The sequence below is a fragment of the Aphanizomenon flos-aquae FACHB-1287 genome, from assembly GCF_014698755.1.
Taxonomy (GTDB): Bacteria; Cyanobacteriota; Cyanobacteriia; order Cyanobacteriales; family Nostocaceae; genus Dolichospermum; species Dolichospermum flosaquae.
The window spans coordinates 1-24,337 of the sequence record NZ_JACJTO010000004.1 but is presented as its reverse complement, the minus strand read 5'-3'; the positions used below and the strand labels follow the sequence as shown (position 1 = coordinate 24,337).

23 protein-coding genes are annotated in these 24,337 nt (G+C 35.1%); 12 read left to right on the top strand and 11 right to left on the bottom strand.

Annotation, left to right across the window (positions count from 1 at the left end; genetic code table 11):
• Positions 1–73 precede the first annotated feature (73 nt).
• The 6 genes from H6G44_RS03050 to H6G44_RS03025 all read right to left on the bottom strand — a co-directional run bounded on the left by H6G44_RS03050 (position 74) and on the right by H6G44_RS03025 (position 6,870).
• Positions 74–1,579 (bottom strand): bifunctional metallophosphatase/5'-nucleotidase, encoded by a 1,506-nt coding sequence (locus H6G44_RS03050; RefSeq protein WP_242031622.1) that lies wholly within the window; start codon positions 1,577–1,579, stop codon positions 74–76.
• A 212-nt stretch (positions 1,580–1,791) separates the two neighbouring features.
• Positions 1,792–3,591 (bottom strand): aspartate kinase, encoded by a 1,800-nt coding sequence (locus H6G44_RS03045; RefSeq protein ID WP_190384963.1) that lies wholly within the window; start codon positions 3,589–3,591, stop codon positions 1,792–1,794.
• A gap of 506 nt (positions 3,592–4,097) precedes the next feature.
• Positions 4,098–4,670, bottom strand: coding sequence for a Uma2 family endonuclease (locus H6G44_RS03040; RefSeq protein WP_190384964.1), 573 nt, complete (start codon positions 4,668–4,670; stop codon positions 4,098–4,100).
• 168 nt (positions 4,671–4,838) lie between these two features.
• Positions 4,839–5,309, bottom strand: a complete 471-nt coding sequence (locus tag H6G44_RS03035) for a PAM68 family protein (RefSeq protein ID WP_190384965.1) — start codon at positions 5,307–5,309, stop codon at positions 4,839–4,841.
• Between the two features lie 12 nt (positions 5,310–5,321).
• The gene (gene rpsO, locus H6G44_RS03030) at positions 5,322–5,591 is read right to left on the bottom strand and encodes a 30S ribosomal protein S15 (protein WP_190384966.1); all 270 of its coding nucleotides are present in this window, start codon (positions 5,589–5,591) and stop codon (positions 5,322–5,324) included.
• A 520-nt stretch (positions 5,592–6,111) separates the two neighbouring features.
• Positions 6,112–6,870, bottom strand: coding sequence for a thioesterase II family protein (locus tag H6G44_RS03025; RefSeq protein ID WP_190384967.1), 759 nt, complete (start codon positions 6,868–6,870; stop codon positions 6,112–6,114).
• A gap of 932 nt (positions 6,871–7,802) precedes the next feature.
• Between H6G44_RS03025 and H6G44_RS03020 the strand changes: the two genes are divergently transcribed.
• A complete protein-coding gene (locus H6G44_RS03020) occupies positions 7,803–7,958 on the top strand; it encodes a hypothetical protein (RefSeq protein WP_190384968.1) in 156 nt (51 codons plus the stop codon).
• Positions 7,959–8,175: 217 nt separating this feature from the next.
• Here H6G44_RS03020 and H6G44_RS03015 read toward each other — a convergent pair whose 3' ends face one another.
• Both H6G44_RS03015 and H6G44_RS03010 read right to left on the bottom strand, forming a co-directional pair.
• Positions 8,176–8,844: a (2Fe-2S) ferredoxin domain-containing protein gene (locus tag H6G44_RS03015; RefSeq protein WP_190384969.1), complete on the bottom strand. Its 669-nt coding sequence runs from the start codon at positions 8,842–8,844 to the stop codon at positions 8,176–8,178.
• A gap of 15 nt (positions 8,845–8,859) precedes the next feature.
• Positions 8,860–9,105 (bottom strand): Asr1405/Asl0597 family protein, encoded by a 246-nt coding sequence (locus H6G44_RS03010; protein ID WP_190384970.1) that lies wholly within the window; start codon positions 9,103–9,105, stop codon positions 8,860–8,862.
• Between the two features lie 746 nt (positions 9,106–9,851).
• On the opposite strand from H6G44_RS03010, the gene H6G44_RS03005 reads away from it, so the two are divergent.
• A complete protein-coding gene (locus H6G44_RS03005) occupies positions 9,852–11,924 on the top strand; it encodes an Ig-like domain-containing protein (RefSeq protein ID WP_190384971.1) in 2,073 nt (690 codons plus the stop codon).
• Between the two features lie 59 nt (positions 11,925–11,983).
• On the opposite strand, the gene rsmI is transcribed toward H6G44_RS03005, so the two are convergent.
• Positions 11,984–12,838: a 16S rRNA (cytidine(1402)-2'-O)-methyltransferase gene (rsmI, locus tag H6G44_RS03000; protein WP_190384972.1), complete on the bottom strand. Its 855-nt coding sequence runs from the start codon at positions 12,836–12,838 to the stop codon at positions 11,984–11,986.
• A gap of 64 nt (positions 12,839–12,902) precedes the next feature.
• The gene (locus H6G44_RS02995; RefSeq protein WP_190384973.1) at positions 12,903–13,340 is read right to left on the bottom strand and encodes a DUF29 domain-containing protein; all 438 of its coding nucleotides are present in this window, start codon (positions 13,338–13,340) and stop codon (positions 12,903–12,905) included.
• 49 nt (positions 13,341–13,389) lie between these two features.
• Here H6G44_RS02995 and H6G44_RS02990 point away from each other — a divergent pair, with 49 nt between their 5' ends.
• The 7 genes from H6G44_RS02990 (at position 13,390) to H6G44_RS02960 (ending at position 21,527) form a co-directional block, all read left to right on the top strand.
• Complete coding sequence (locus H6G44_RS02990; protein WP_190384974.1) at positions 13,390–14,247, top strand: sugar kinase; 858 nt, start codon at positions 13,390–13,392, stop codon at positions 14,245–14,247.
• Positions 14,244–15,098 (top strand): 3'(2'),5'-bisphosphate nucleotidase CysQ family protein, encoded by an 855-nt coding sequence (locus H6G44_RS02985; protein ID WP_190384975.1) that lies wholly within the window; start codon positions 14,244–14,246, stop codon positions 15,096–15,098. Before H6G44_RS02990 ends, H6G44_RS02985 begins: the two co-directional genes overlap by 4 nt.
• A gap of 205 nt (positions 15,099–15,303) precedes the next feature.
• A complete protein-coding gene (locus H6G44_RS02980; RefSeq protein ID WP_190384976.1) occupies positions 15,304–15,636 on the top strand; it encodes an RNA recognition motif domain-containing protein in 333 nt (110 codons plus the stop codon).
• A gap of 292 nt (positions 15,637–15,928) precedes the next feature.
• Positions 15,929–16,126, top strand: coding sequence for a 30S ribosomal protein S21 (gene rpsU, locus H6G44_RS02975; protein ID WP_015078697.1), 198 nt, complete (start codon positions 15,929–15,931; stop codon positions 16,124–16,126).
• A 305-nt stretch (positions 16,127–16,431) separates the two neighbouring features.
• Positions 16,432–17,547: a phage tail protein gene (locus H6G44_RS02970; protein ID WP_199291689.1), complete on the top strand. Its 1,116-nt coding sequence runs from the start codon at positions 16,432–16,434 to the stop codon at positions 17,545–17,547.
• Positions 17,548–17,956: 409 nt separating this feature from the next.
• The gene (locus tag H6G44_RS02965; protein WP_190384977.1) at positions 17,957–19,261 is read left to right on the top strand and encodes a DUF4159 domain-containing protein; all 1,305 of its coding nucleotides are present in this window, start codon (positions 17,957–17,959) and stop codon (positions 19,259–19,261) included.
• A gap of 70 nt (positions 19,262–19,331) precedes the next feature.
• Positions 19,332–21,527: a hypothetical protein gene (locus tag H6G44_RS02960; RefSeq protein ID WP_190384978.1), complete on the top strand. Its 2,196-nt coding sequence runs from the start codon at positions 19,332–19,334 to the stop codon at positions 21,525–21,527.
• Between the two features lie 65 nt (positions 21,528–21,592).
• Here H6G44_RS02960 and H6G44_RS02955 read toward each other — a convergent pair whose 3' ends face one another.
• Positions 21,593–22,555, bottom strand: a complete 963-nt coding sequence (locus H6G44_RS02955; RefSeq protein WP_190384979.1) for a DUF928 domain-containing protein — start codon at positions 22,553–22,555, stop codon at positions 21,593–21,595.
• 304 nt (positions 22,556–22,859) lie between these two features.
• On the opposite strand from H6G44_RS02955, the gene H6G44_RS02950 reads away from it, so the two are divergent.
• From H6G44_RS02950 to H6G44_RS02940, 3 genes are all read left to right on the top strand, one after another.
• Positions 22,860–23,123, top strand: coding sequence for a hypothetical protein (locus H6G44_RS02950; RefSeq protein WP_190384980.1), 264 nt, complete (start codon positions 22,860–22,862; stop codon positions 23,121–23,123).
• 22 nt (positions 23,124–23,145) lie between these two features.
• Positions 23,146–23,586, top strand: coding sequence for a phage tail protein (locus H6G44_RS02945; protein ID WP_190384981.1), 441 nt, complete (start codon positions 23,146–23,148; stop codon positions 23,584–23,586).
• Positions 23,587–23,697: 111 nt separating this feature from the next.
• A partial coding sequence (locus H6G44_RS02940; protein WP_390802641.1) for a hypothetical protein occupies positions 23,698–24,337 on the top strand: 640 nt, incomplete at its 3' end.

Sequence of the window (24,337 nt, the reverse complement as noted above, 5' to 3'; positions counted from 1 at the left end):
GATTTAATACTATTGAGGGCAGAAAGCCGCGCCCCAATAGTTTTACTACTGATTGTAATAGATAGATTAATTTCTATTTAATAATCAGTCTTCCTTCGATTTGACTATCAAGAAGTTGATGTGAACCAAAATATTCTTCAAGCACATTTTGGGCAGATGTAGTTACCACTTTAGGCTCACCTAATTCCACCAATTCTTCCTTAGTTAAATTGAGGCTGGCAAATGAATTTTTGTAGTGATACTCTTGCAAACAGAGCATATAATGAGTTTCAGGTTGTACAGGTTCTCCATTAATTGTTAATGATTCTAGCTTTTTCTCAGCTTCATGGTAAACAACTTGAATACCTTTATTCACTTGAAAATAATTACTGTCACCAGGAATTCGGTTTTCTGCTCTCATAATATAATTAAACATTTTGAGCAGTTTCTCCCCTGTCACCTTAATTTTATAAAGAGGACCATCATAGGGATAAACTTTTTTCAAGTCACCCAGGGTTACTAAAGGACCTAATTCTGTGCCTCGGATTGAACTACTACTAATTAAAACCACATTTATTGTTGCTTCTAATTGGGCAAAAATATCGGTAATTAAGTTACCTAAATCTGTTTCTTGTTCCCGTTTAGGATGGGTAAGTTTACGATTTAAACGACCAATTAGACGATTATATTTTCGATCTACCTCCTCTTTAAAGGAGTTAATAAAATTGGTGAGTTCTGGATCTGGTTCAGCGAGATTATTATCTACAGGAATCAGTTGCCATTTCCATTCTACAATACTGTTTGTATCATCATCAACTACAATATCAAAACGTCCAATCTGATCTGTACCTACACCTGCTTGGGTAATGAGAATATCATTAACTTTAGCGGGTTGTTCCAAAAAAGTGTGAGAATGTCCACCAATGATCATATCTACACCCCAGACTGGATCAAGCATTGCTGCTAGTTTTTTATCTTCTTCAAAGCCAATATGGGTAAGCAGAATTGTTAAGTCAATATCCTCTGTTTTGTAAGCATTACAAATTTTACCAACTTCGGCTGCAGCATCTTCTAGATTGATAAAAGTACCAATACTAGAATCCAGTTTTAAGGATTTTAGTACCTCATCGGTAACAATGCCAATGAACATAATATCAAATCCGTCTACATTGAGGATTAGATAAGGATTCATCAAGCGTTTGTTATATTTTTTGATATAAAGATTGGCATTGACAATGGGGAAATTTGCCATCTTTTCTAGGAAAAGTAAATGAGGCAATCCATAGTCTAATTCATGATTTCCTAAAGTGACGACACTAGGGGCAAGATAGTTCATGATTTCTATGGTTGAAACCCCTTTATATTCAGTATCAATCATTGATCCCTGAACCATATCGCCGGAAATCACAAATAGTGTGTTTTTCTCTTCAGAACGTACTTTATTGAGATATCCAGAAATCAGAGCTAACCCACCAATAAGATTACCTTCTGCTCCTTTGGACTCAGCCAAAAAGTCACCGTGCATATCATTGGAATGTAAGATCGTGAACTTTTTGAAGCGTTCCTGTAATTCTTGAGGCTGTTCTGTCATTTCAATCATTGTTTTTCCTGGTAGATTTAAAATACCATCAGTAGAAGCAGTTTTGAAGATATTTCGCTCCAATCTGCATATTTTTAGGTATCAGAGTAATTACTCACAGAAGATTGTATTTAAATAACATAGACTGAGGAAAGTAAAAGTAACAAAAATTTACATAAATCTAGGGTGGAAATTGGCCACCCTATGGGATTATCCATGAAAAATCAGGTTGGTTAAACTGGGACTACAAACTTTTCACTACCAGCTAAATCAAAAGCTGAGTGAATGACTTGTAAAGCTTTCACACCTTCATCAATAGCTACAACACAACTAATTTTAATTTCTGAAGTGGCAATCATTTGAATGTTGATGTGATTTTTAGCTAAGGCTGTAAACATTTTAGCGGCTATGCCCGGTTGTCCTACCATCCCAGAACCAACGATACTAACTTTAGCGATCGAACTATCTAATATAACTTCACCCCAATCAAACTCCGTAGCAACTTGTTGTAACTTACATTGGGCGTTTTCTGCGTCCATTCTAGCAACAGTAAAAGCAATATCCCGACGTGCTACACCATTTAATATCCGACCACGTTGGGATTGAATAATCATATCCACGCTGATATTGTATTCTGCCAAAAATCCGAACAATTTAGCAGCTATACCGGGACGGTCTGGTAATTGACGAATAGCAATTCTCGCTTGATTCATGTCTAAAGCAACACCACGTACAGCGGGGGATTTAGCGACAGGAGAAGCTAAGGAAGTAGAGGAGGAATTGATGTTAAAAGTGTGACACAGAGCGGATATAGCGCGATCGCAATCCACCACATCCACAACACAACTCACCTTGATTTCACTGGTAGAGATCATTTGAATATTTACACCGGCTGCAGCCAAGGTTTTAAACATCTGTGCTGCTACCCCAGGACGACCAATCATCCCCGCGCCCACAATACTAACCTTTGCTGTATTTTTTTCTACCATCACTTCCGCTTCATCTGAAGTGGGCTGATTTCTTAATACTGGGGCTATAGCTAATGATACAGCTTCTGCACGTTTTAATATTGATGTATTTACTGTAAAAGTAATGTCGTTAGTATTACCTTCATTAATAGACTGAATAATTAAGTCTACATCAATATCTTGTTGAGAAATTTCCGCAAATAACTGTGCCGCTACCCCTGGTTTATCAGGAACACGCAATAAAGACACCTTTGCCTGTTGAATATCAAATTCTACAGTATCTACAGGATGAGCTAATTCTAAGTTGACCAACTCCCGATCTGGTCTTGGGGGCGTTTTTACCCAAGTTCCGGGTTGATCTGTCCAACTTGAACGCACAACCAAGGGAACGCCATAATTACGGGCAATTTCCACAGATCGAGGATGTAATACTTTTGCTCCTAAACTAGCTAATTCTAGCATTTCATTACTAGTAATTTCTATCAATAACTGAGCTTCAGGAACAAGACGGGGATCTGTAGTTAAAATCCCTGGTACGTCTGTATAAATTTCACAAAAATCCGCGCCTATGGCTGCTGCTAAAGCGACAGCAGAAGTGTCAGAACCACCACGACCTAAAGTAGTAATTTCTAATTTTTTTGTGTTGCTAATCCCTTGAAAACCCGCAACAACAACAACTTTACCTGCATTAATTTGTTCTATTAAGCGTCCGGTTTCAATATGTAAAATCCGAGCGCGGCTGTGTTCATCTTCGGTAACAATCCCTACCTGAGCACCAGTCATGGAAATCGCTGGTTGTCCAATTTCCTGTAATGCCATACTGAGTAAGGCAATGGTAACTTGCTCTCCCGTAGACAGTAGCATATCCATTTCTCGACGACTGGGAGTTTTCGAGATCTCATTGGCTAATTTAACCAATCCATCAGTAGTTTTACCCATAGCGGAAACCACTACTACTACAGAATTTCCAGCTTTTACAGTTTTTTGAACCCTCTGAGCAACAGCTTGAATGCGTTCAACTGAACCAACAGACGTACCACCGTATTTTTGAACTATGAGCGCCATAAAATTCTCTTTAATTGCTTATTTACCAAAGTCAAGACGCTATCAAAATCAAGAACCCTGGAAGTTCTAAAATTTATTGGTATTCACGGACGTTGACTTTAATCACAGGTTAACCATTTATATCAGTTATCTTAACCAATTTATACACCTTTTTTGTTTATTATTTTTGGAGACCGGAAAAGTATTTTTAGTTAAATAAATTAATACTATTCCGTTTAAACATGGCAAATAATATTATTTATTCCTAGCAGTATCATTCCCATGGACTGTCTGCTAGGATATTTTATAACATGATACTGAAAATGAAGGGTCTTTGGTACTTGTTATGTGAGGAAACGGGGGAATATTGAATATTATGCTATAATTTCAAATATAAGGCTTATTTTTTATAGGCAGGAAGCTTTATGAGCTTTTTTGTTCGGATTTAGCTTCTATGGTTTCCCAGTCTAATGAAGTACACACCAATTTATCAAGAGCATAGGAACTGATATAACTAAATTGGAAAATTAAATATTAATAATATCTTCATATATTTCCGTCATTTCTAGAATCAACCCAACGGAATCTAAATGTAATTTATCATTATAATTAATCAAAGTTTGTATAGTCCAATTTCCCTTTTCATCTTGACGATAAACCTCTACCTTAAATTCATCCTGAGAAATCAAAATATATTCCTTTAAACTTCGTAAACCTCGGTAATTAACAAGTTTTTCCCGTCTATCTATAGTTTCTGTAATTGGTGATAGCACCTCAATAATTAAACAAGGATAATTCAAAAAATAACGATCTTGATCTTCAGTATCGCAACTGACTACTACATCAGGATAGTAAAATATAGTTTTATTGTCATTAGCTAAATTTATTCTCACTTTTATATCAGACATAAAAACATTACAGGAACTACCCCGTAACCGAGAACGTAAAAGCGAATAAATATTTCCAGAGATTATATTGTGTTCTTTACTACCTCCAGCCATAGCAAAAACTTCACCGGCAAAATATTCATGACGAATATCGCTAGTTTGTTCTAATTCTAAATATTCTTCAACAGTGAAAAAGTAAAGAGGGGACTGCATAATTTTTCCTTTGCTGGCAATTATAAAATTATGATCAAATCTTTCACCAATTTAACACCAATTGAATGATATAGCGCCAGGTATTTTTGGCTGAATATTGGGTATAAACCAGAAAAAACTTATTTTCCAATTTACCCCAGATTACAGTTATTACCTGGACACTGGTTGTTAGACGTTCTTTTTCTGGGTATCACGCCAAACTTCGGTCATCCTTCCCCAATTAGTGCTAAATTCAGCTAAACCTAGAATAGTTCCCGGTCTTTCCTCGTCCCAAGAAGCGGAAAGAACACCATAGGTAATTCCCACTACTCCTAAACCAAATAACCCCATATTAACCAATAAAACGGCGATAGGGGGAAGTTGGATATCAGCCAAGGTAACTAGTAAATAGCTAACTATCAAACTAGAAACCCCTAAAAATGTGGGAACACCGCAAAAAGCAGCCACTCGGCGAATCATACGCTGACTGACTACTTCAGGAATCGCCATTTCTTGTTTAGAATAACGACGTTGCTGTTGCGGTTTGTTCTCGGTTTCTGGAGTTTTAAGGACGGGTTGCTTTATAGCCTTAGCGGGTTTTTGACGCTTTTTGTTTGGCTCAAAAGGTAAGGGACTACGTTCCGATTCTTCAGCAGCCATAAAAATTATTTCCTAACCGCGAATACCGAGACGAGTAATTAAAGCTTGATATTTTTCCCGGCTACCTGCTTGAATATAGGCTAGAAGACGCTTTCTTTGGCCAATCATCTTCAATAATCCTCTGCGGGAGGAATGGTCTTTCTTATTAGCTTGTAGATGTTTACTGAGTTGGTTAATACGGTCAGTTAACATTGCTACCTGAACATCAGCCGAACCAGTGTCGGTTTCATGAACTTGGTAGCCAGAAATGATTTCTTGTTTGCGCTGTTGCGTCAGGGCCATGATAAATTAGATCTTTATTGTTTGTAAATTTGTGTAGCAGTTTCCTATAATATCACATTCATCCATTGGTTTCCATTAGTCTGGCAAATTCCTCTACGACTGATTAGGAGTCGGAAGGACTATTGACACTTTCAGTTTGAAAACACGGAGATTCTTTAATCGTCGTTTTTACCTGTATCTTTAACATCCATCTATAGCGGAAAACAGCTATACCTATTGAATTGTGCGGTCAGAATCCAGTCATCTATTGCTGTCAACTGAACTGATTTCCCATAAACCTTAAACTCAAAAACTAGTATCCTTTTCACTTCCAATATACTATCGTGGCGTAAGATTGTCAAGATATTTAGCAGTACATGACTGAATGCCGTTAAAACCACACGAGTTGCGTAAAGAAGTTTTTAGCACGTTTACCGTTTTTTACATAAGTTGGTTTTATCATGTTAACTCATTTAATTCTAAATTGAGCTTCTCAAAAGTCAATTTTTCTCAATAAGGGTTATTTTTTAGTAAAAACATCTTAAATGTAAGACTGTAAAGATTGAATCACAAGATTAAGTAAAGTATTTTTAGCGGTATTAATAAAAAAGTGATCTCCGTCTATTTTATGTAATAAAAAATTGGCAGTAGTTTGTTTTTCCCACGCAGAAAGAGCATTATAGCTAACTCTTGAGTCTTGTAACCCACCAAAGGCTGTAATAGGACAATTGAGAGGTGATTGATGACTATAAACATAAGTGTCTAAAACTGTAAAATCAGCCCGAATTACAGGCAAAAAAAACTTAATTAATTCTGGATTTTCTTGCACTACTTTAGGAGTTCCATTCAGTTGATATATTTCGTCTAAAAAATCATTATCTGTTAATTGATACATTAATGAAGTTTCAGAAGGAAGTTGTGGAGCGTGATAAGCAGCAATAAAAAGATGTAAAGGATGAGAGTTATAGTCAGAACGCAGTAGTCTAGTTAACTCAAAACTAATTAATGCTCCCATACTATAACCGAAAAAAGCATAAGGTTTATCTAAATAAGGGATAATATTTGTAGCTGTTGCTTGAATTAAAGGTTCAATTTTTGTATATGGTGATAATTTAATTTGTCTACCTCTACCAGGAATTTCTATAGGACATAATTCAATACTATCGGGAAAATCATTAACCCAAGTGCGAAAAATTGTCGCACTACCACCACTATAAGGAAAGCAAAATAAGCGTATTTTAGCTTTAGGGTTAGGTTTGGGACAAGTTATCCAAGATGTAAAAGTAGTATTGCTGATCATAACACAGTTTTGGTTTGGTTTATTTTTAAATTTAGAAAAAATTATAATGACTTGTTTATTTTTTTAGGCTAATTTAAAAACTTTAATTTATATTAAAATATATTATCATTTTTGTAATGATTTAATATTATTAAGATAATAATATATTATAATATTTTTTTAATCAAATACTTTTATTAATTAAATTTTTTTTAAATAAATATTGTTTTTATGCCAGTAATTATAAAATACATAGTTAAATATACAGTGTTAACAACAATCTAAGTTGGTAAATAAATTATAAGAGTGTATCCTTAAAAATGTCAAAAGTTAAAAATAATAATTTTTATTTATTTTAAATAACTTAAATTTATACCTGCTTACTTTATAAGCGCGTACAACAATAATAAAAGATTGCTTGCAAATAAAACAAGATTAAAATACATTAACTAAAGATGCAAAACACATAAAACAAGATTGCATTACATTAATTAAAGATTAATAACGAGAAAGATAAAATATAGCTACATTAATTTAAGATTAAAAGCATAAATAAATTGAGAGTATTTTGATAAGTAAATAAATAGGAAAGAAGGAAAAGATAGCAAAAAAGAAGTAATAGATAACAAAAAACAAAAAATAGTAAAAATAAATGTGATAAAAGTAACTGTTTCAATATAACTTTTCTCACAAGCATTTAAAAATAAATTAATTAAATTAGATATATTTAAACTAAAATTAAACAAGACAGGTCAACAGAAAGATTTATAAAAAAATTTATATCTATTTTATTAGGAAGTTTATTAACAGTAACTTCAATTGCAGCTTTTTCTTAAAATGCTAATGCTGCTGACTTTCAACGTCAACATAATAATATTAATCGTAATCTTCTTGCTTTTGATCATACTAAATCATTTAGTGAAAGACAAATTCGTGAACAACGCACTCGTGAATTGAGTGAAAGACAAATTCATGAACAACGCGCTCGTGAATTACGTGAAAGACAAATTTATGAACAACGTGCTCGTGAATTGCGTCAACGTAAAGCAAATGAACGTCAATCTCGTAAATATAATAATCGTGAACGACAACAACATAATAATCATTAAAGCTTAAACTTTTACATTTAGCTAAATTAGGAGAGTATGAAAACTCTCCTTTTTGCGTTTGAAAGTAAAAAAAAGATAGTTAAAAATAAATTTCTTGGGAAGATAAACACACACTTTTATTAAAAGCTATTTAACCAGAGGATAAACTTAAGGAAATCATTTACACTCTATCGGAATATTGGTTAACAGCATTTAATAATCTATAGACGTTCCCTTTTTAGTGATATACAAAATTACCTCTCTCCTTATCAAGGGGAGGGTCTGCGACAGTGGGGGTAGGGTATATTTCTTGAACTTGGGAATTGTCTGCTTTCTCCCGAATTTCCCCAGAAAAATGCTTATTTATCAAAACTGGAACTTGTTCAGCTTTAATTTTACTATAACGAGTTTTATCCGGCATAACTAAATTAGGACCAGCTTTACAGTTTTTCATACAACCGGTACCTTTAATAGCGACTGAATTTTCTAACCCGTTATTTTTTAACTCGAACTCCAAAGCTTGACACAAAGCTTTACTACCACGTTGCATACAATCAGATTTTTGACAAATTAGAATTGTTTGCACTTTAGATTTTTTCGTCTTAGCTAGACTTTGCTCTACAACTATTCCTGTATTAGAATTTGCAGCCATAACTTGTTCTGCTACTAATGTTATCTGATCTTTTTTGGCGTTGTATTGTTTCGTCCCGACAACTTGTAACCAAGTCCCTTGAGGTAAACGCAAATCAAAAGCACTCCGTAAATGCTTGGCTAATTTTATATAACATTCACCCTCAGAAGTTCCTAATAACAAGCCTTTTAGCTTATATCCATCCTTGATTACAAAATCTAAAAATCTGCCTTCTAAACAAAATTCTGTTACTTCTAAATTAGTATATGTACTCATTTTTTCCTCTTTCACTTAACGGATACGCCAACAATTTTCAATACTACGAATCAAATCTTGACGAGAAGCAGTAAATTGTTTAATGACACTCCAAATCTGAATAGCTTCGGTAGTGTTATTTACTTCTACTATTAAAGGCTGATTACTCTCACAAGCACAACTCATACCCAATTCTTGCAAACGTTGATAAACTTGCCAACGGTCTGTCCAACCTATATCAATAACGTGCTTTGTATCTGTTTCTGAGCCAGGAAATTTCAAGCGAGTAGCCCCCAAAATGCTATAAAGTTGCAGTAAAACTAGAAACTCACAGACTAAATTTGCGAGTTAGTTGGAGTTTAGCCTCTTTCTTTAGAATACACTAACTGAAAAATATTATCATTAATTTTGAGAAAAAATCCTATCTTTTTAAATTGGGTTTGATTAACGTAGTCCAGAGTGCTATAGGCAACATTATTAGTATTTCTACTGCTACTAAGTTCACTGATTTGACATTATCTCAAGTTAGTTATGATACTTTGATTAAGGCAATACTCACAGAGTTAGTTTTATTACTAGAAATTACACTTAACCCTGACTGATTGGTTAACCGTTATAGTTTGTATTAAAGCTAGTTACAGCTTACAACTATAGACATTGATGAAGCTGTACTGTTTTTTTAGATATAGACCTCCTAGTATTTAAAGATTTGATAATTATTTCAAAACTATTTCATAATCTTTTCCGTATAAACTGAAAAAATCTTGTTCAAAACTGAGTTAGTTTCACTACTAGGAATTACATCTAGTACCCTCACTGCTAAAAATTAAGAGCAGTTTTTGTACAGTTGTCAAATCCGTGATACTGAGGCAAAATACAACAAAAGCAGGAGTAACTTATGTAGCTTGCTCCTAGCAGGGGTATGACCCCTACTCAATAATCAGGTTTTAAGCATGGTAAATACTTATGCTTAAAAAATACCAATACATCCTAGAATTTATTAGTCAGTAGTTAATCGGGGAAAAGTTATGATTATTAATGGGACTTCTGGTCAAGATAACTTAGAAGCTAAAAAGAATGACCAATTATTTGGTTTTGAAGGAGATGATATTTTAGATGCTTCTAATGGTCAAGGAAGTAATTTACTTGATGGTGGTAGTGGCAATGATAAACTTGTTGGTAACAATCAGGATACATTGAAAGGTGGTGCTGGAACAGATAGCTTATATGCTTTAGGTAGTTCTGGTTTTAACACTCTTGAAGGGGGAGAAGACAATGATCAGTTATTTGTAGTAGAAGGTGGTAATAATATCCTTAGTGGTGAATCTGGAAACGATACACTAACTGTTTCTGGAGGTAGTGGTAGTAATACCCTTAATGGTGGAATTGGTAATGATAAGTTAGATGTATCTAATCTAACCGGAAATAATATCTTAAATGGTAATGAAGGTGATGATATTCTGGTTGGGGGATTAGGGAGTGACCAGCTATTTGGTGGGTCTGGTGATGATTTACTGTTTGGAGGGGTAAAGGGTAGTAAACTAACCGGAGGTACTGGAGTAGATAAATTTTATCTTGCTAGTGCAGCAATTCCCGAAGTAGCCATTGAAGTTTTAGATTTTACCCAAGGTGAAGATAAGATCATTATTGAGGGTATCCCAGAAATTGCAAACTTTGCTAATCTGATCTTGACACAAACGGGTTCTGATACAACCGTTAAAGCCAATATAGGTAGTAGTGTTAAAAGCTTGGGGATATTAAAGAATATCCAGGCTAATATTCTGAGAGCAAATGACTTCAATTTTAATGATGATTCTGCACCTAACAAAAAACCAACTCTGCAAAACTTCACTCAAAATGGACAAGAAGATCAAATCATAAGTTTTGGTATTGGAGACTTCAAAGACAAGGGTAAATACCAGGACGAAGACAATAATGATTTAATTGCAATTAAGGTAATAAGTTTACCAACCACTGGAAGCTTAACTTTTGTTAATGGCCAACAAGTAACCGTAAATCAAGAGATATCGGTTAATGATCTGGCTAATGTGCGATATAATCCCGTTGCTAATGCTAATGGTAATGTTGCCACATTTACAATAGCAGCCATTGATAATGGTACTCCAAAAGCAGAATCTGATCCTGCTACAATCACAATCAATCTGACCCCGGTAAATGATCCTCCCATTGCACAAAATGATCAATTATCTGTCAGTCAAGGAAGTTTGGGGACTATCAACCCTTTAAACAATGATAGTGACCCTGATGGAGATAATCTGAAAATAGCTGGCAAAACCGACGGTAAATATGGCAAAGTTGATATTAATGGCAATAATTTGACCTATACGCTGTTAGATGCCAATTATTTAGGTAATGATGTCTTTAGTTACACTGTTTCTGATGGTAGTCTTTCCGCCAGCGCTAATGTTAGGGTAACGGTTACAGCTAAAGCTGCAAGTGGGACTGTAGCACCAACTCAGTTAATCTCAATTGCTCCAGGTGATAAACTGATTCCCCAAGAGGCAGGGGCATTAACTGGTATTGTGGATAAATTGGCCTACAGATTTTCTGACTACAACCCATCCCTTGTGAAAAACTCCCTACAAAATGCCCTAAATCAGACCAGCGCGGCTTTTAATAATCTGTTTGGTCTTTATGAGGTAGATGATGAAACGGGGGCTGTAAATGGCATTAAACCTGGGGAAAGCGGTTATGCAAAAGCCGCTTTGAGTAAAGTAGTAGATAACTTTATTGTCAGAGTAGGGGGTTTAAGTAGTGGTGCTGCAAGTGATGTCGTTGTCACTCGTGGTAAAATCTATTCTCCCTTCGCAATTGCTAATGGTGGTAACTTCTCTGGTAATATTCAACAAGCAATTAATGCCTTCTTGGCTGCAAATCCGAATAATAGCCCAGCTAATGCCCAAAATTACACAACTTTACCTGTGGCCTATTTTAGCTTTGGGGTAGCTAACCCCGACGGTGCGGCTCATTTGAAAAGTTTTGGGAATAATACCTTTGGTTTTGAAGATTTACCTGCGGGTGTGGGGGTTAGTGACTACGACTTTAATGATACGATGTTCTCCTTTGGAGGGATAGCGTGAGCACTGCTACGGGCATTTGTATATTATTTTAGATCATGTTGTGATCACCGTCTCTGTACTTAGCTACTAAGTTCAATTGTCAAAGCTAGTTGATAGAGATAGCGACGAGATAAACCCGTATCCTTTGCTATCTCACGACTGGCTTGAGAACGAGAAATACCTTGTTTAATCATTGATAATAGTTCGTTTTTTAATTCGGTTTCTGTGAGTTGAGGTTTACTAGGTGGATTTCCAGCTACTAAAAGAGTATATTCTCCTTGAGGTTCTTTGTCTTGGTAATGGGTAATCCCCTCGGCAATTGTTCCCCGCCAAAATTCCTCATATAATTTCGTCAGTTCTCGTGCTATAACTAAAGAGCGATCGCTTCCTAAAATTTCTCCCAAATCTGCTAAAGTATCTCGTAATCTGTGGGGTGATTCATAAAAAACTAAAGTTCGAGATTCCCCTTGTAAAGATGTTAAATATTCCTGGCGTTTTTGACTTTTCCCTGGTAAAAAACCGTCAAAAATAAATCTATCAGTTGGTAATCCAGCCGCACTCAAAGCCGTAATTACAGCACTTGCACCGGGAATAGGAACAACTGTTATATTATTATCAATACAAGCCTTAATTAACTCATATCCAGGGTCAGAAATTCCCGGCATTCCTGCGTCACTTACTAATGCAATCGTTTTTCCATATTCTAAATGTTCTAATAATTCAGGAATACGACTATTACTATTATGTTCATAGTAACTAACTTGGGGTGTTTTTACCTGAAAATGTTGTAGTAATCTACCTGTATGGCGTGTGTCTTCTGCTGCAATCATATCCACCGCTTGCAAAATTCGTACCGCTCTAAAAGTCATATCTTCTAAGTTACCAATGGGTGTAGCGACAATATAAAGTGTTCCTGGTCTTGGTTCAGTTTGCATATCAATTACTATTTCATTTCTGAATTTACTTAACACTATTTTACTAGGATTTGCATCATTATCCTCAGCTAACTTGATTAGGCAAAAATTCAGATATAAAAATGTCTGTCATGCTATAAGGACAAATTTGGGGAAATGAAGACAATCCGGTTTCTCGTTCTGCACTAATAATAACCAGTTGGTAGATTTTTTCTAAAGAATCAGCTAAAAAAGATTTAAGACTAGGATTTTCTGCCAAAAGTTTTTCTAAACGTAAACGTTGTTCTTTAATTATTAGTTGCCAACTTCGAGAACGTAAGTTAGGCTGAAATTGCCATTTAAGTAGGTGCATAAGTAGTAATTCTAATCGGCTTTCTAATTCTCGTTTTTCAGAACGTCCCATATCTTCAATTTCTTCAGCAATATAATGAAAATCAATTTGGTTAAATTTTCCAGTTCTCAAAAGTTGTGCTTGTTCTTGAGTCCAAGCATAAAAATCATCATCATGGGTAGTTAAATTCATAAACTTTCCTATAATTTACTTAATACTTCGAGAAACTTATCAATTAGCAATGATCAAATCTGCCCTATTTGTCGGTTTAATTACCTTAGATTTCATTTATCTCGCGGACTCTCCCCCCCAAAACAATCAAAAACTAGTTGCCACTGACTATACTGTAGCAGCAGGAGGACCCGCAACCAATGCCGCAGTTACCTTCAGTCACTTAGGAAACAAAGCCACAATTCTAGGTGTATTGGGTTCTCACCCCATGAAACAGCTAATTTGTACAGATTTAGAAAATTGCCAAGTTGCTATTATTGACTTAGATCCTCATCAGATTACACCACCACCGGTTTCTTCTATCATTGTCACTCAAGGAACAGGAGAAAGAGCCGTAATTTCTATTAATGCCGTCAAAACCCAGGCAAATATTACCTCTATCCCCCCAAATATTTTAGAAAATATTGATATTATCTTAATTGATGGGCATCAAATGGCTATTAGTTTTCATCTTGCCCAAACTGCCAAAACCCATAATATCCCCATTGTCATTGATGGTGGTAGTTGGAAACCAGGTTTTGCAGAAATATTACCTTTCGTAAATTATGCCCTATGTTCAGCTAATTTTTATCCCCCTAACTGCAAAAATCAGCAAGATGTTTTTAACTACTTGCAAGATTTTAACATTCCTCATATTGCCATTACTCAAGGAGAAAATCCCATTCAATACCTAACTTGCGGTCAGTCTGGTGTAGTCAATGTACCCAAAATACAGACCGTTGATACACTAGGAGCAGGAGATATTTTTCACGGTGCTTTCTGTAATTATATTTTACAAACAAGTTTTATTGATGCCCTAGCTTTAGCTGGTAATATTGCTACTAATGCTTGCAAATATTTCGGTACACGCCATTGGATGAATTTATGAAAGACCTAACAAAAATATTAACAATTGCGAGAGAAGTAGGTTGGGGTGCAGCCAGTCTTCTAAGTTCTTATTATCACGGTAATGATGAAAAAACAAATTTAGATATTAAGTATAAAAATAACGAACCTGTCACCATTGCGGATTTAGCAGTAAGTGAATATATCTTATCACAACTACAAGCCGCTTTAGGTAATCAAGACTTTGGATATATCAGCGAAGAAACTTATAAATCACAACAGGGGAAAAATCCCTCCGAGTGGGTATGGATTATTGACCCATTAGATGGGACAAGAGACTTTATCAACAAAACTGGGGAATATGCAATTCATATTGCCTTAGTTCAAGGAACACAGACAATGTTAGCCGTAGTAGCAGTTCCAGAGACAAAAAAGCTGTACTATGCCACCAGAGGTAATGGAACTTTTATGGAAACCTCTACCGGGGCTGTACCCGTGCGAGTTAACTCCCATAAAAATATTGAAGATCTAATTTTAGTTGTTAGTCGTTCACATCGTAACGATAGGTTAGAATATCTTTTACGGCATCTACCCTGTCAAAATCAAAAAGCAATTGGTAGCGTCGGTTGCAAAATTGCCGCAATAGTTGAACAGCAAGCAGATGTTTATATTTCCCTTTCTGGTAAATCCGCACCTAAAGACTGGGATATGGCTGCTCCTGAATTAATTCTCACAGAAGCAGGTGGCAAATTTACTCATTTTGATTGTACACCATTAAAATACAACACTGAGGACATTCATCAATGGGGAGAGTTACTAGCAAGTAGTTATCAGAATCATGAGTTACTGTGTCAAGCAGCACAAAGCATTCTTGCACGGTTTACTTCCCACTAAAGCAGTATTGATAATGGCTGGTCGCCTGACAATGCTGTAATTTTTGTTGGGAAATTTTGCTGATTATGTGTTAATATTCTCATGTAGTGCTATACTGGGGGATATCAAGGATTATTTTCGGTTGAGTAAGTCGTTTTAAGATTTTTTTAAATGCGTCTCTCCGGATCTAACTCTCTACACTCTCTGATTTGGGAGACCGTTCTCTATGTCGATTTATGTTGGAAATTTGTCCTATCAGGTAACAGAGGATGACCTGAAACGGGCTTTTGCGGAGTATGGAACAGTTAATCGTGTCCAGCTACCTACAGACCGGGAAACTGGTCGTCCACGGGGTTTTGCCTTTGTGGAAATGGCAGCAGAGGCCGAGGAAACCGCAGCTATTGAAGCTCTTGACGGGGCTGAATGGATGGGGCGCGAGTTGAAAGTTAACAAAGCTAAACCCAAGGAAGAAAGACCTCGTGGTGGTGGCGGCAATTGGGGTAATCGCGGTGGAGAACGCGGCGGCGGTGGTGGTGATCGTGATCGCAATCGCTATTAAGTCCGTTTAAAAAAAATTAAAATCTATAGTATCCAGCAGATGCAGCCCCTGGCTAAGTGCTGCTGGAATATTTTATAGTGTTACTCAGTAAGGGTGAAGCTCGAACAGTTTAGGACTGAGATATCAGCGATAGTCAGACCCTAGGGAAGAGTTCAGCGACGGTTCAGTATTAGTATGTTAGCTGGTTGTTTAAAAAATTTCTGTGTCTTTTGACTCTGAGATTACTCATTTAAGTCTGGCTCTCTAGCTGTTAATATTGTTTCAAATTGTTTCAAAATACGGAGGAATAGGAATGACACAAGTGGTTTTAGGTGAGAATGAAGGTATTGAGTCAGCGTTAAGAAGATTTAAACGGGAAGTTTCTAAAGCGGGAATTTTCCAAGATATGCGGAAAAAGCGTCACTTTGAGACACCTTTGGAGAAAGAAAAGCGCAAAGCCATAGCGAGACATAAGCAACGCCGTCAACAACGTTCTCGCTTCAAGCGATAGATTTTAGCGGAGAAAGTAGAAGCCTCTCACCTCCCCGACGAGGTGATGAGATGAGTCTGTATATAGTAGTTTCCATGCTTGTGGGTACAAAGTTCTTTAGTTTGAGGGAACAGGGAACAGTCAATAAATTGCTGTGTACTTCATGACGATACAAGTAAAAGGGAAGAGGGAAGAGTAAAGAAATTTTCAGGGTTTTTACATTTAAAAAGGGAAACCAAAACACCTTCTAGTAGTTCACAAAAGCTGCAAAAATATAAATAAAGTCGGGATAGGGCATTTATTCTAGTTAATATTTTGGGGGTGTGATGGTCAACTTATCCACAAATAGTTCCGCTGATCTTCAACTTTTAGATCTGCAACTGACACCAATGAAGATAGCAGAAACTGCGTTAGAGCCAATTACTAACAGTTCACAAATTGGCCAATCTTTCTCAATGACTGCGGCTTTAAGCAACTTAGAAAATAAAACCAGTAAGGATCTAGTTATCTATCCAGGAGAAGCTAGTGAAATGCTAATCCAACTAGAAAATCGTAGCCAACAAAAATATATCTACTTTGAAATTCAAATTGAGACAAATTTCCCCAATCATTGGTATGTTTTTCGGATTGAAAATAACCAAATTGCTCCTCAAAAAAAAATAGAAGCGGGGCTTTGCTGTCAAATTCCCGAAGATTTTTTTGAATCTCAAAAATCTTTCCAATCAGATCGATATATTAACCTAGATTATTTTGGGCGAATTCATATTCGTTATACTTTCCAGGATCACCCAGGATTAACTGCAGAAAATTTAACCAATCTACCAGCAGAACTGTATGTTAAATCGGCAGATTTTCATCTTTATCTGCGTCCCCGTAGTCTTTACCTCAATTTTTTACCTGATCTCTATCGAGAAGTAGATTTTATTGGTCGGTTACTAAATATTTTTGAACAAACCTTTGAACCGGTTGTTGATGCTTTAGATGTTCTTCATGCTTATTTAGACCCTCGCACCGCACCAGAAGCCATGCTGCCTTTTTTGGCTTATTGGGTAGGCTGGCGGTTTATCCCCAATATCACCCTAGAGCGCCAACGCTATCTAATTCATCAGGCGATGGAAATTTATAGATGGAGAGGGACAAAGAAGGGATTACGATTTTTTCTCCATCTGTACACAGGTTTACCCTTAGATGAAGAATATATTGACATTCAGGATATTTTTGAACAAGGTTTTAAAATAGATGATAAAACTAAATTGGGAATAAATTCGATTATTGGTGGTAGTAAGCCTTACCATTTTATTGTCCGCCTCCGTCATCCAGAGACAGATCAGATAGATGAACAGTTAGTTCGCCAAATTATTGAACAAGAAAAACCAGCTTTCTGTACCTATGAACTTAATATTGATATTATTAATCTTGAACCCACTAACCTCAATACCTAAATTCCGTCAGTAACTTAACCCAAAAGGGATTATACAGCGTTTTCCGATCTGATGAGGTACAAAGTTGAATCATGAAACTCTTGTGGTGCGGGCATCTTGCCCGCTAGATATGTAACTCATAACACCGTGAAGTGCTGTAGTTATAAAGCCATTGGTAGCATTGTTACAAGCCTAATAAACTGTAGGTATTTAACTAACATTACTCCAGAGATAGGAGGCTTTTTGAGCCAAACATACAGAGTGGGAAAATTTGTATCAGTAATTGTCCCGTTAAAAGTAGATTACAAAAGCACCCCGAATTTGCCAACTTCAAGGCATAATGAAAAAATATCAAATGCGGTTTTAACCGCAGGAGTCTTTTCCCACTCAGGTCTGAAGAGACTAATTTTCCCACTTACTGTGAGGTCTTATGACAAAACCTTGGTCTGAACCAGAAAAACAGCCCTTAAAGCGTCTTGAAGTGACAGATGGCTTACTCATCAATAGTAAAAAATGGCATATAGCCCATAATTATCATCATCAACGCCAGAATCTTCATTATCAATCTCTCAATCAAGCTGGGATTGTTTGTGGTTTAGGTGTACGTCTTTTAAAAAAAACTGCTACTAGAACCGAATATGAATTTGTTTTAAAGTTTCAACCGGGTATTGCTATTGATAGATATGGTAACTGTATTATTCTTGAACAAGAGCGGGAGAAAGTAATTGCTGCTCAGGTAATACCTGGAGAATCTTTACTTGTCTATTTTGTGATTAGTTATAAAGAGCCTAGCCAATTAAAAAATCTTGATGGAGAGGTAACTGAAGAGTATGAAATTAAAGAAAGAACTGATTCTCCTCAAGAAAATGAGGTGGAACTATGCAGAGTTAATCTAACTGCTCCCAAAAATATCAAAGTTGCTGATAATGTATTTGATCCTCAAGATAATGAATTAGATTTTCGCTATCGTTATCCAGCAAAATGGAGACCATTATCAATTATTCGCACTGCTATCTATACAAATTTAGGGGAATGGCAAGAAGTATTCTCTGATGATATTCAACCATCAAATTTTTCTTATTTACTACAATCTCTAGATCAACTTTATCCTGCTTTAGGCACTTTAAAAATAAGTGACAAATCAAGTCTTAATTCACTTTTAGAATATGATTTAATTTCTTTAACTGATCAACAATTTCAGGACTTTCAGCAACAGCAAATTGATGATATAAAGAAATATTTAGAAACTGGAGGTGTGATCTTAATAGAACATTCTAAACAATCTCAAGAAATTGGACAATTTATGCAAATTAAACAAGAATTACAACAAGATATCATTGATACAGAAAAAGAGGTAGAATTAAATGATGATCGAGAAATTTTATTGGATGAATTAAGACAGATTACAAATAGATTAGAATCCATAACTAGAAATATAGCTGAATTTTACAATCAAAAATTCAAAACTAATTTAGAATCTATCGAACTGATAGAAAATCATCCTTTACGAAAAACACCATTTCTTTTTAATCAACTTCCTAGTGTTAATAAACAACCTATTTTGGTTTTGAATCGTGAAGGAATTATTGTTGTAATTGGTAATTTATCATCTGCTTGGGGATTAAATGGAAATCTTTCTCTTTCTCGTGAAACTATTCGTAGTGCTCAAGAAATGGGAATGAATATTCTACATTTTGCTTGGCGCAGAAGAGAACTTACCCAATTAGTAAAGTAGTTATAGCAATCTAAACTCTCAAGAAAATTACCTTTAGTCATCATTTATTTAGTTAGTTATCAGGTACAACATGAAAACCAATCAAATTGAGATTGAAGTTGAGTCAAAACAAGTTGACTTAACCCCAGGAGAACAACCTGCTAAATACGAAGTTACCGTTAGTAATAATACTAATGACTATGCGGATATTCAATTACAATTACAAGCAAGTTATGGAAAAAAGCAGCCAAAAGATTATTGGTATCGTGTCAGTCCAGAAGTTAGTAAGTTGATTCCTCAAGGAGATTTGACAAAATTTTCTCTAGAAATCTTTGATACCCCAGAACCTGGTTTTGTGGGAAATTTGCCCATTACGGTGGAAGTTTTTTCAAGCACCACACCAAATCAACCCACTAGAAAACTTATTAAAGATTTAAACATTAAACCAGCAACTTCTTTAAAACCGGTAAAAATTGAATTATCTCCAGATTACTTGGAAAAATTTCCTGATACTCAGGAGTTTAATATATCAGTTTATATCTATAATCCTAATCAACAGGAAATAAAGGCGAAAATCAAGTTATTAAATTTAGATTACAGTTGGATAAAGGATGGAATTTCCGAATATGATTTAAAATTAGCTCCTGATGAAAAAGGGAAGCAAATCTTTTATCTGAAACTACCCAATAATTATCAAATTATTAGTAAGCTTTATCCTTTTCAGGTTGAAGTAACTCATAAAAATAGTCCTAAAGATTGCATAGAAGGAAAAATAAAAATCCTTCCACAAGGGAGTTTGAATTTTGTTTACAAACCTGAAAAAATTCAAGAAATTACGGCTAAACCAGCTTGGAAATTTTGGCGTTCTGATTCTGTTACCTATGATCTAATTTTTGAAAATAATAGTAATGTCTATCAAGATGAAGTAGGTATAAACATTGTTGATCAAGATCAACCACCCTGTACTTTTCTAGTCACTCCAAAAACATCCCCTTTACCACCAAAAGACACTAAACAATTAAATCTAGAAGTAAGTTGTCCTCGACATTGGTTCGGTCAAGCCAAATACATAACACCGACAATTGAAGCTACCTGGTCTCAAGAAGAAAATCTAGATTTACCCAATGAAGTTGAACAAATCCCATTGTTAATTAAACCCATTATTCCCTATTGGTGCCAAACTGGTAGCGTGATTTTATTATTATGTCTATTCTGGTGGTTATTATTTAAACCACCCACTAGACATAATGATGCTGTTAACTCTGTCCAATTTAATGGTGTAGGTGAAAATATCATTAGTGCATCAGATGACCAAACTATGATTAATTGGAGAGTTAGTGGTTTTAATATTTTCAAGTTTTGGGCTAATCCTAAAATTCGCCAAATCGGTAATACTGGTAAAGCAGTACGATTGATTCGTTTACGACCTGTGGATAATAACTTTTTAGCCGCTGGGTTAGAAAATGGGGAAATCCAAATCTGGGATTTATTGAGTGACAATAAAAAACCAAAATATTGTTTTTCTCCGGGAAAAGATGATCGGGTATTAGCGTTAGAGTTTAGTAATGATTCACATTATCTATTTAGTGGTCATGGTAGTGGCTTGGTTAGGGGTTGGGATTTACAAAATGCTCCTAATTGTGGTTCAGGAAATTCCACCCTTTACAAGTTAAAACCTCTTACCAAACAACTAAATTTTGCTATATCTTCTATTAAATCTATTGGTAAAGATAAGAAAATTCTAGCTATTGCTGGGCGCTATAACCAGCTAATTCTTTGGAATTGGGCAGAAAATAAAACTAATCAAATATCATATCCATATCCAGGAGGCAAAGACGACTATATTACCACTTTAGCCACAGCAGAATCTGATCCTAATTTATTAGCAACAGCCAATACTCAAGGAAACATTACAATTTTCAATGTCAAAGATTGTTTAGAAACTAACAGCAAAATTTGTGGTCAAGTTGTTGATAAGTGGAATAGTGGACAAAATGAACAACCTGTACGAAGTATATCTTTAACTGCCAATGCTTGTTATTTAGTTAGTGGTGGTGATGATGCTAAGATTAGACTCTGGCCTTTGACAAAAGGAGGTATGCGTTCTCTATTATTGAAAAATGGAAATGGTAAGGAAATTGGCAACCTATCTAACGGAAAAACAATTTATAGCTTGGATATTAAAATTGTCCAGAATGATATAGTGATTGGCAGTGGAAGTAAAGATCATTTAGTCCAAATTAGTCGAGAGAAAAGGTTGCCAGAGATGGGATGTGATCGAGATTAGTCTGATTTTTGTGAATTATAAAGATTGCAAAGTCTCATTTGTAAAAATTTCTGGTTTGATATTTTTCATTTTTTGTCTACTTGAATTTTTTGGATAGTAGCTGAACCTCTTATTGGTTTATCAGAAATTTCTTCAAGCTTTACTGATTTTAATAGAGTTTCCCAATCTAATTTAATATCTAAATCTTCTGGATTTTTATTGCGTAATTGGGCTAGACTACTAACAGCAGAATACCAGATACCATTGTTTGTGTACACGCTGGGATAATCTTTTGTTTCTGTCTGATTTAATTGCTCGGAAATTACGTCAGAATCTTTTGAGTCTTGATTATTGATATAGCTAGAGCCCAATTGATTCTTTAAGGAAGTGTTAAGATCAATCCTTTTAATCCAACCACTAATTTCTGGAGATTTCTTATCAATGTCCTCAATCTTATTTTCACAGATAAATTTTAGCTTCCAGGAATAATTTTTGCCAGTCGTTAATTCTGGTAAATTATTAGCTTTAGCAATATCAGAAAAGTTTAAAGTCACTATACCATTTTGCTTATTATCTGTAGGCATTTGAACATCTGCTAAGTAAACAAATCGTTTATTTTCTTCCTGTAAATAAAAACGTGCTTGAGTAGGAGAGTTTTGAGGAAGATAAAATAATACTATTGGATATGGGTCAGCAGTTAAATGAGTAATATCATTAACTTGCTGTTTACCGGACTTATTTAAGTCTGTCGCTTTTTGATCAGCAGGTAGTAAAGCAATAATATCATCTTGTTGCTTGCAAGATTCACTCCGCAATCCACCGAAACGTGAACTAAGATTAGAAGGAGCTACAACATTGAGGTTAGAAAACATTAAAACTTTTCTTCTAGGTTTTTTGGCTTTCTTTGTTAATGCAACTGCTCGGCTGGATTCCCGTTTAGTTAAAATGTCTTTAGAAACACTAGATCCTATGACTGGTAAACTGGTGCTGCTAACCAAAGCTACTAATAAAGTTGAAGACAGCAAAGCTAAATACTTAGGATAATTCATACATTTATCTCCGTTTGTAAATTGTTATCTATTCTACTTAATAAGGTAGTATGATTATGTATTTTATTCTAAATTTTAATGGAAGTCAAACGAGGGTTTGTAAAAATATGTGAAGAGGATATATCGTTTCCCATTCTAATGAAGTACAAATTAATTTCTTCCCTGTTCTCTGTTTCTTAAATCAACTAAAAAACTTTGTACATCACTAGCATGGAAAGTGCTATATATTAAAATATTGATTTATTCCTGCTGGATATTATAATTGTCTAAAGTGTAGAAGTAGTAAGTTCATTACAATATTCTCATGCCTTCTTCTTTGGAAACAAACCAATCTTGCTTTGAGCCTGGAATAGAGTTATTATTTGAGCCAGTAGGAGACTTGACCGCTATCGCTGGATATGCAGCCTCTTGGCAAATTCTTACCAGCGAAACTGAAGATAATAATAAGTTGTTACCATTAGTGACTAAAATTCTTAATAATCGCCAAATGCAAATAGAGTTGGGAACTAGAGTTTACCAACTTATGCAGGAAGACTTATATCGACAAAAAGAGCGTAGAGTAGGATAATTAATATGACAAGGGGGTTCTAATGAATAATCCAATGAACTATGTTACAGCCAATCGGTTTTATGTGGAAGTTAATAGCATTATTTGTGCGGCGTTTAGTGAATGTTCGGGACTAGGGGTAACCATAGACAAGGAAATTTACTTAGAAGGTGGCTTAAATGATCAACAACACGTTTTACTCAAACAGGCAAAATTTAATGATGTTAATCTGAAAAGAGGAATTACAAATGATATCAGTTTTTGGAAATGGGTGAGTAAGGTTTTAAGTGGTGCACAAAAACAACGCTTAGATGTTAATATTATCTTATTTAATCAGGCGGGTGATCGTATGCAAACCTGGACATTAGTAAGAGCTATTCCTGTTGGTTGGAAAGCGCCTTCGTTACAAGCTAGTGCGAACAGTGTTGCTATAGAGGAATTGAATCTAGCTTACGAAGGATTGAAAATAACCAAGGGAATGTAAGAATACTTTAGAAAATTAAAGTCTACTAATTTTTCCAACAATCAAATATGAATCCTGTATAAAAATTTTAATTAATATACACAGGTTATGCTCAGGATAAGGAAGTAACTCATGGAGAATAGTCAATTTCAAAATATAGATAATCATGATATTGATTCCCAGCACGTAAACAACTTAACACCATTGGGAATACAAAATCCTTTATTTTCATCTCCTCCTCTTGGACAAAGTTTTTTGTCTACCAAATTTATATCACCATTAGGAAGACAGTCTCTAAGTAATATTAATACTTTAGGTTTATTAAGGCAGGAAAATTCAGATTATAATTTACCAAATCAATCTATTCAAACTTTTACAAATTCAGAAGCAGCTACAGAAGAAAATTCTCCCATTCAAACTTTTACAAATTCAGAAGCAGCTACAGAAGAAAATTCTCCCATTCAAACTTTTACAAATTCAGAAGCAGCTACAGAAGAAAATTCTCCCATTCAAACTTTTACAAATTCAGAAGCAGCTACAGAAGAAAATTCTCCCATTCAAACTTTTACAAATTCAGAAGCAGCTACAGAAGAAAATTCTCCCATTCAAACTTTTACAAATTCAGAAGCAGCTACAGAAGAAAATTCTCCCATTCAAACTTTTACAAATTCAGAAGCAGCTACAGAAGAAAATTCTCCCATTCAAACTTTTACAAATTCAGAAGCAGCTACAGAAGAAAATTCTCCCATTCAAACTTTTACAAATTCAGAAG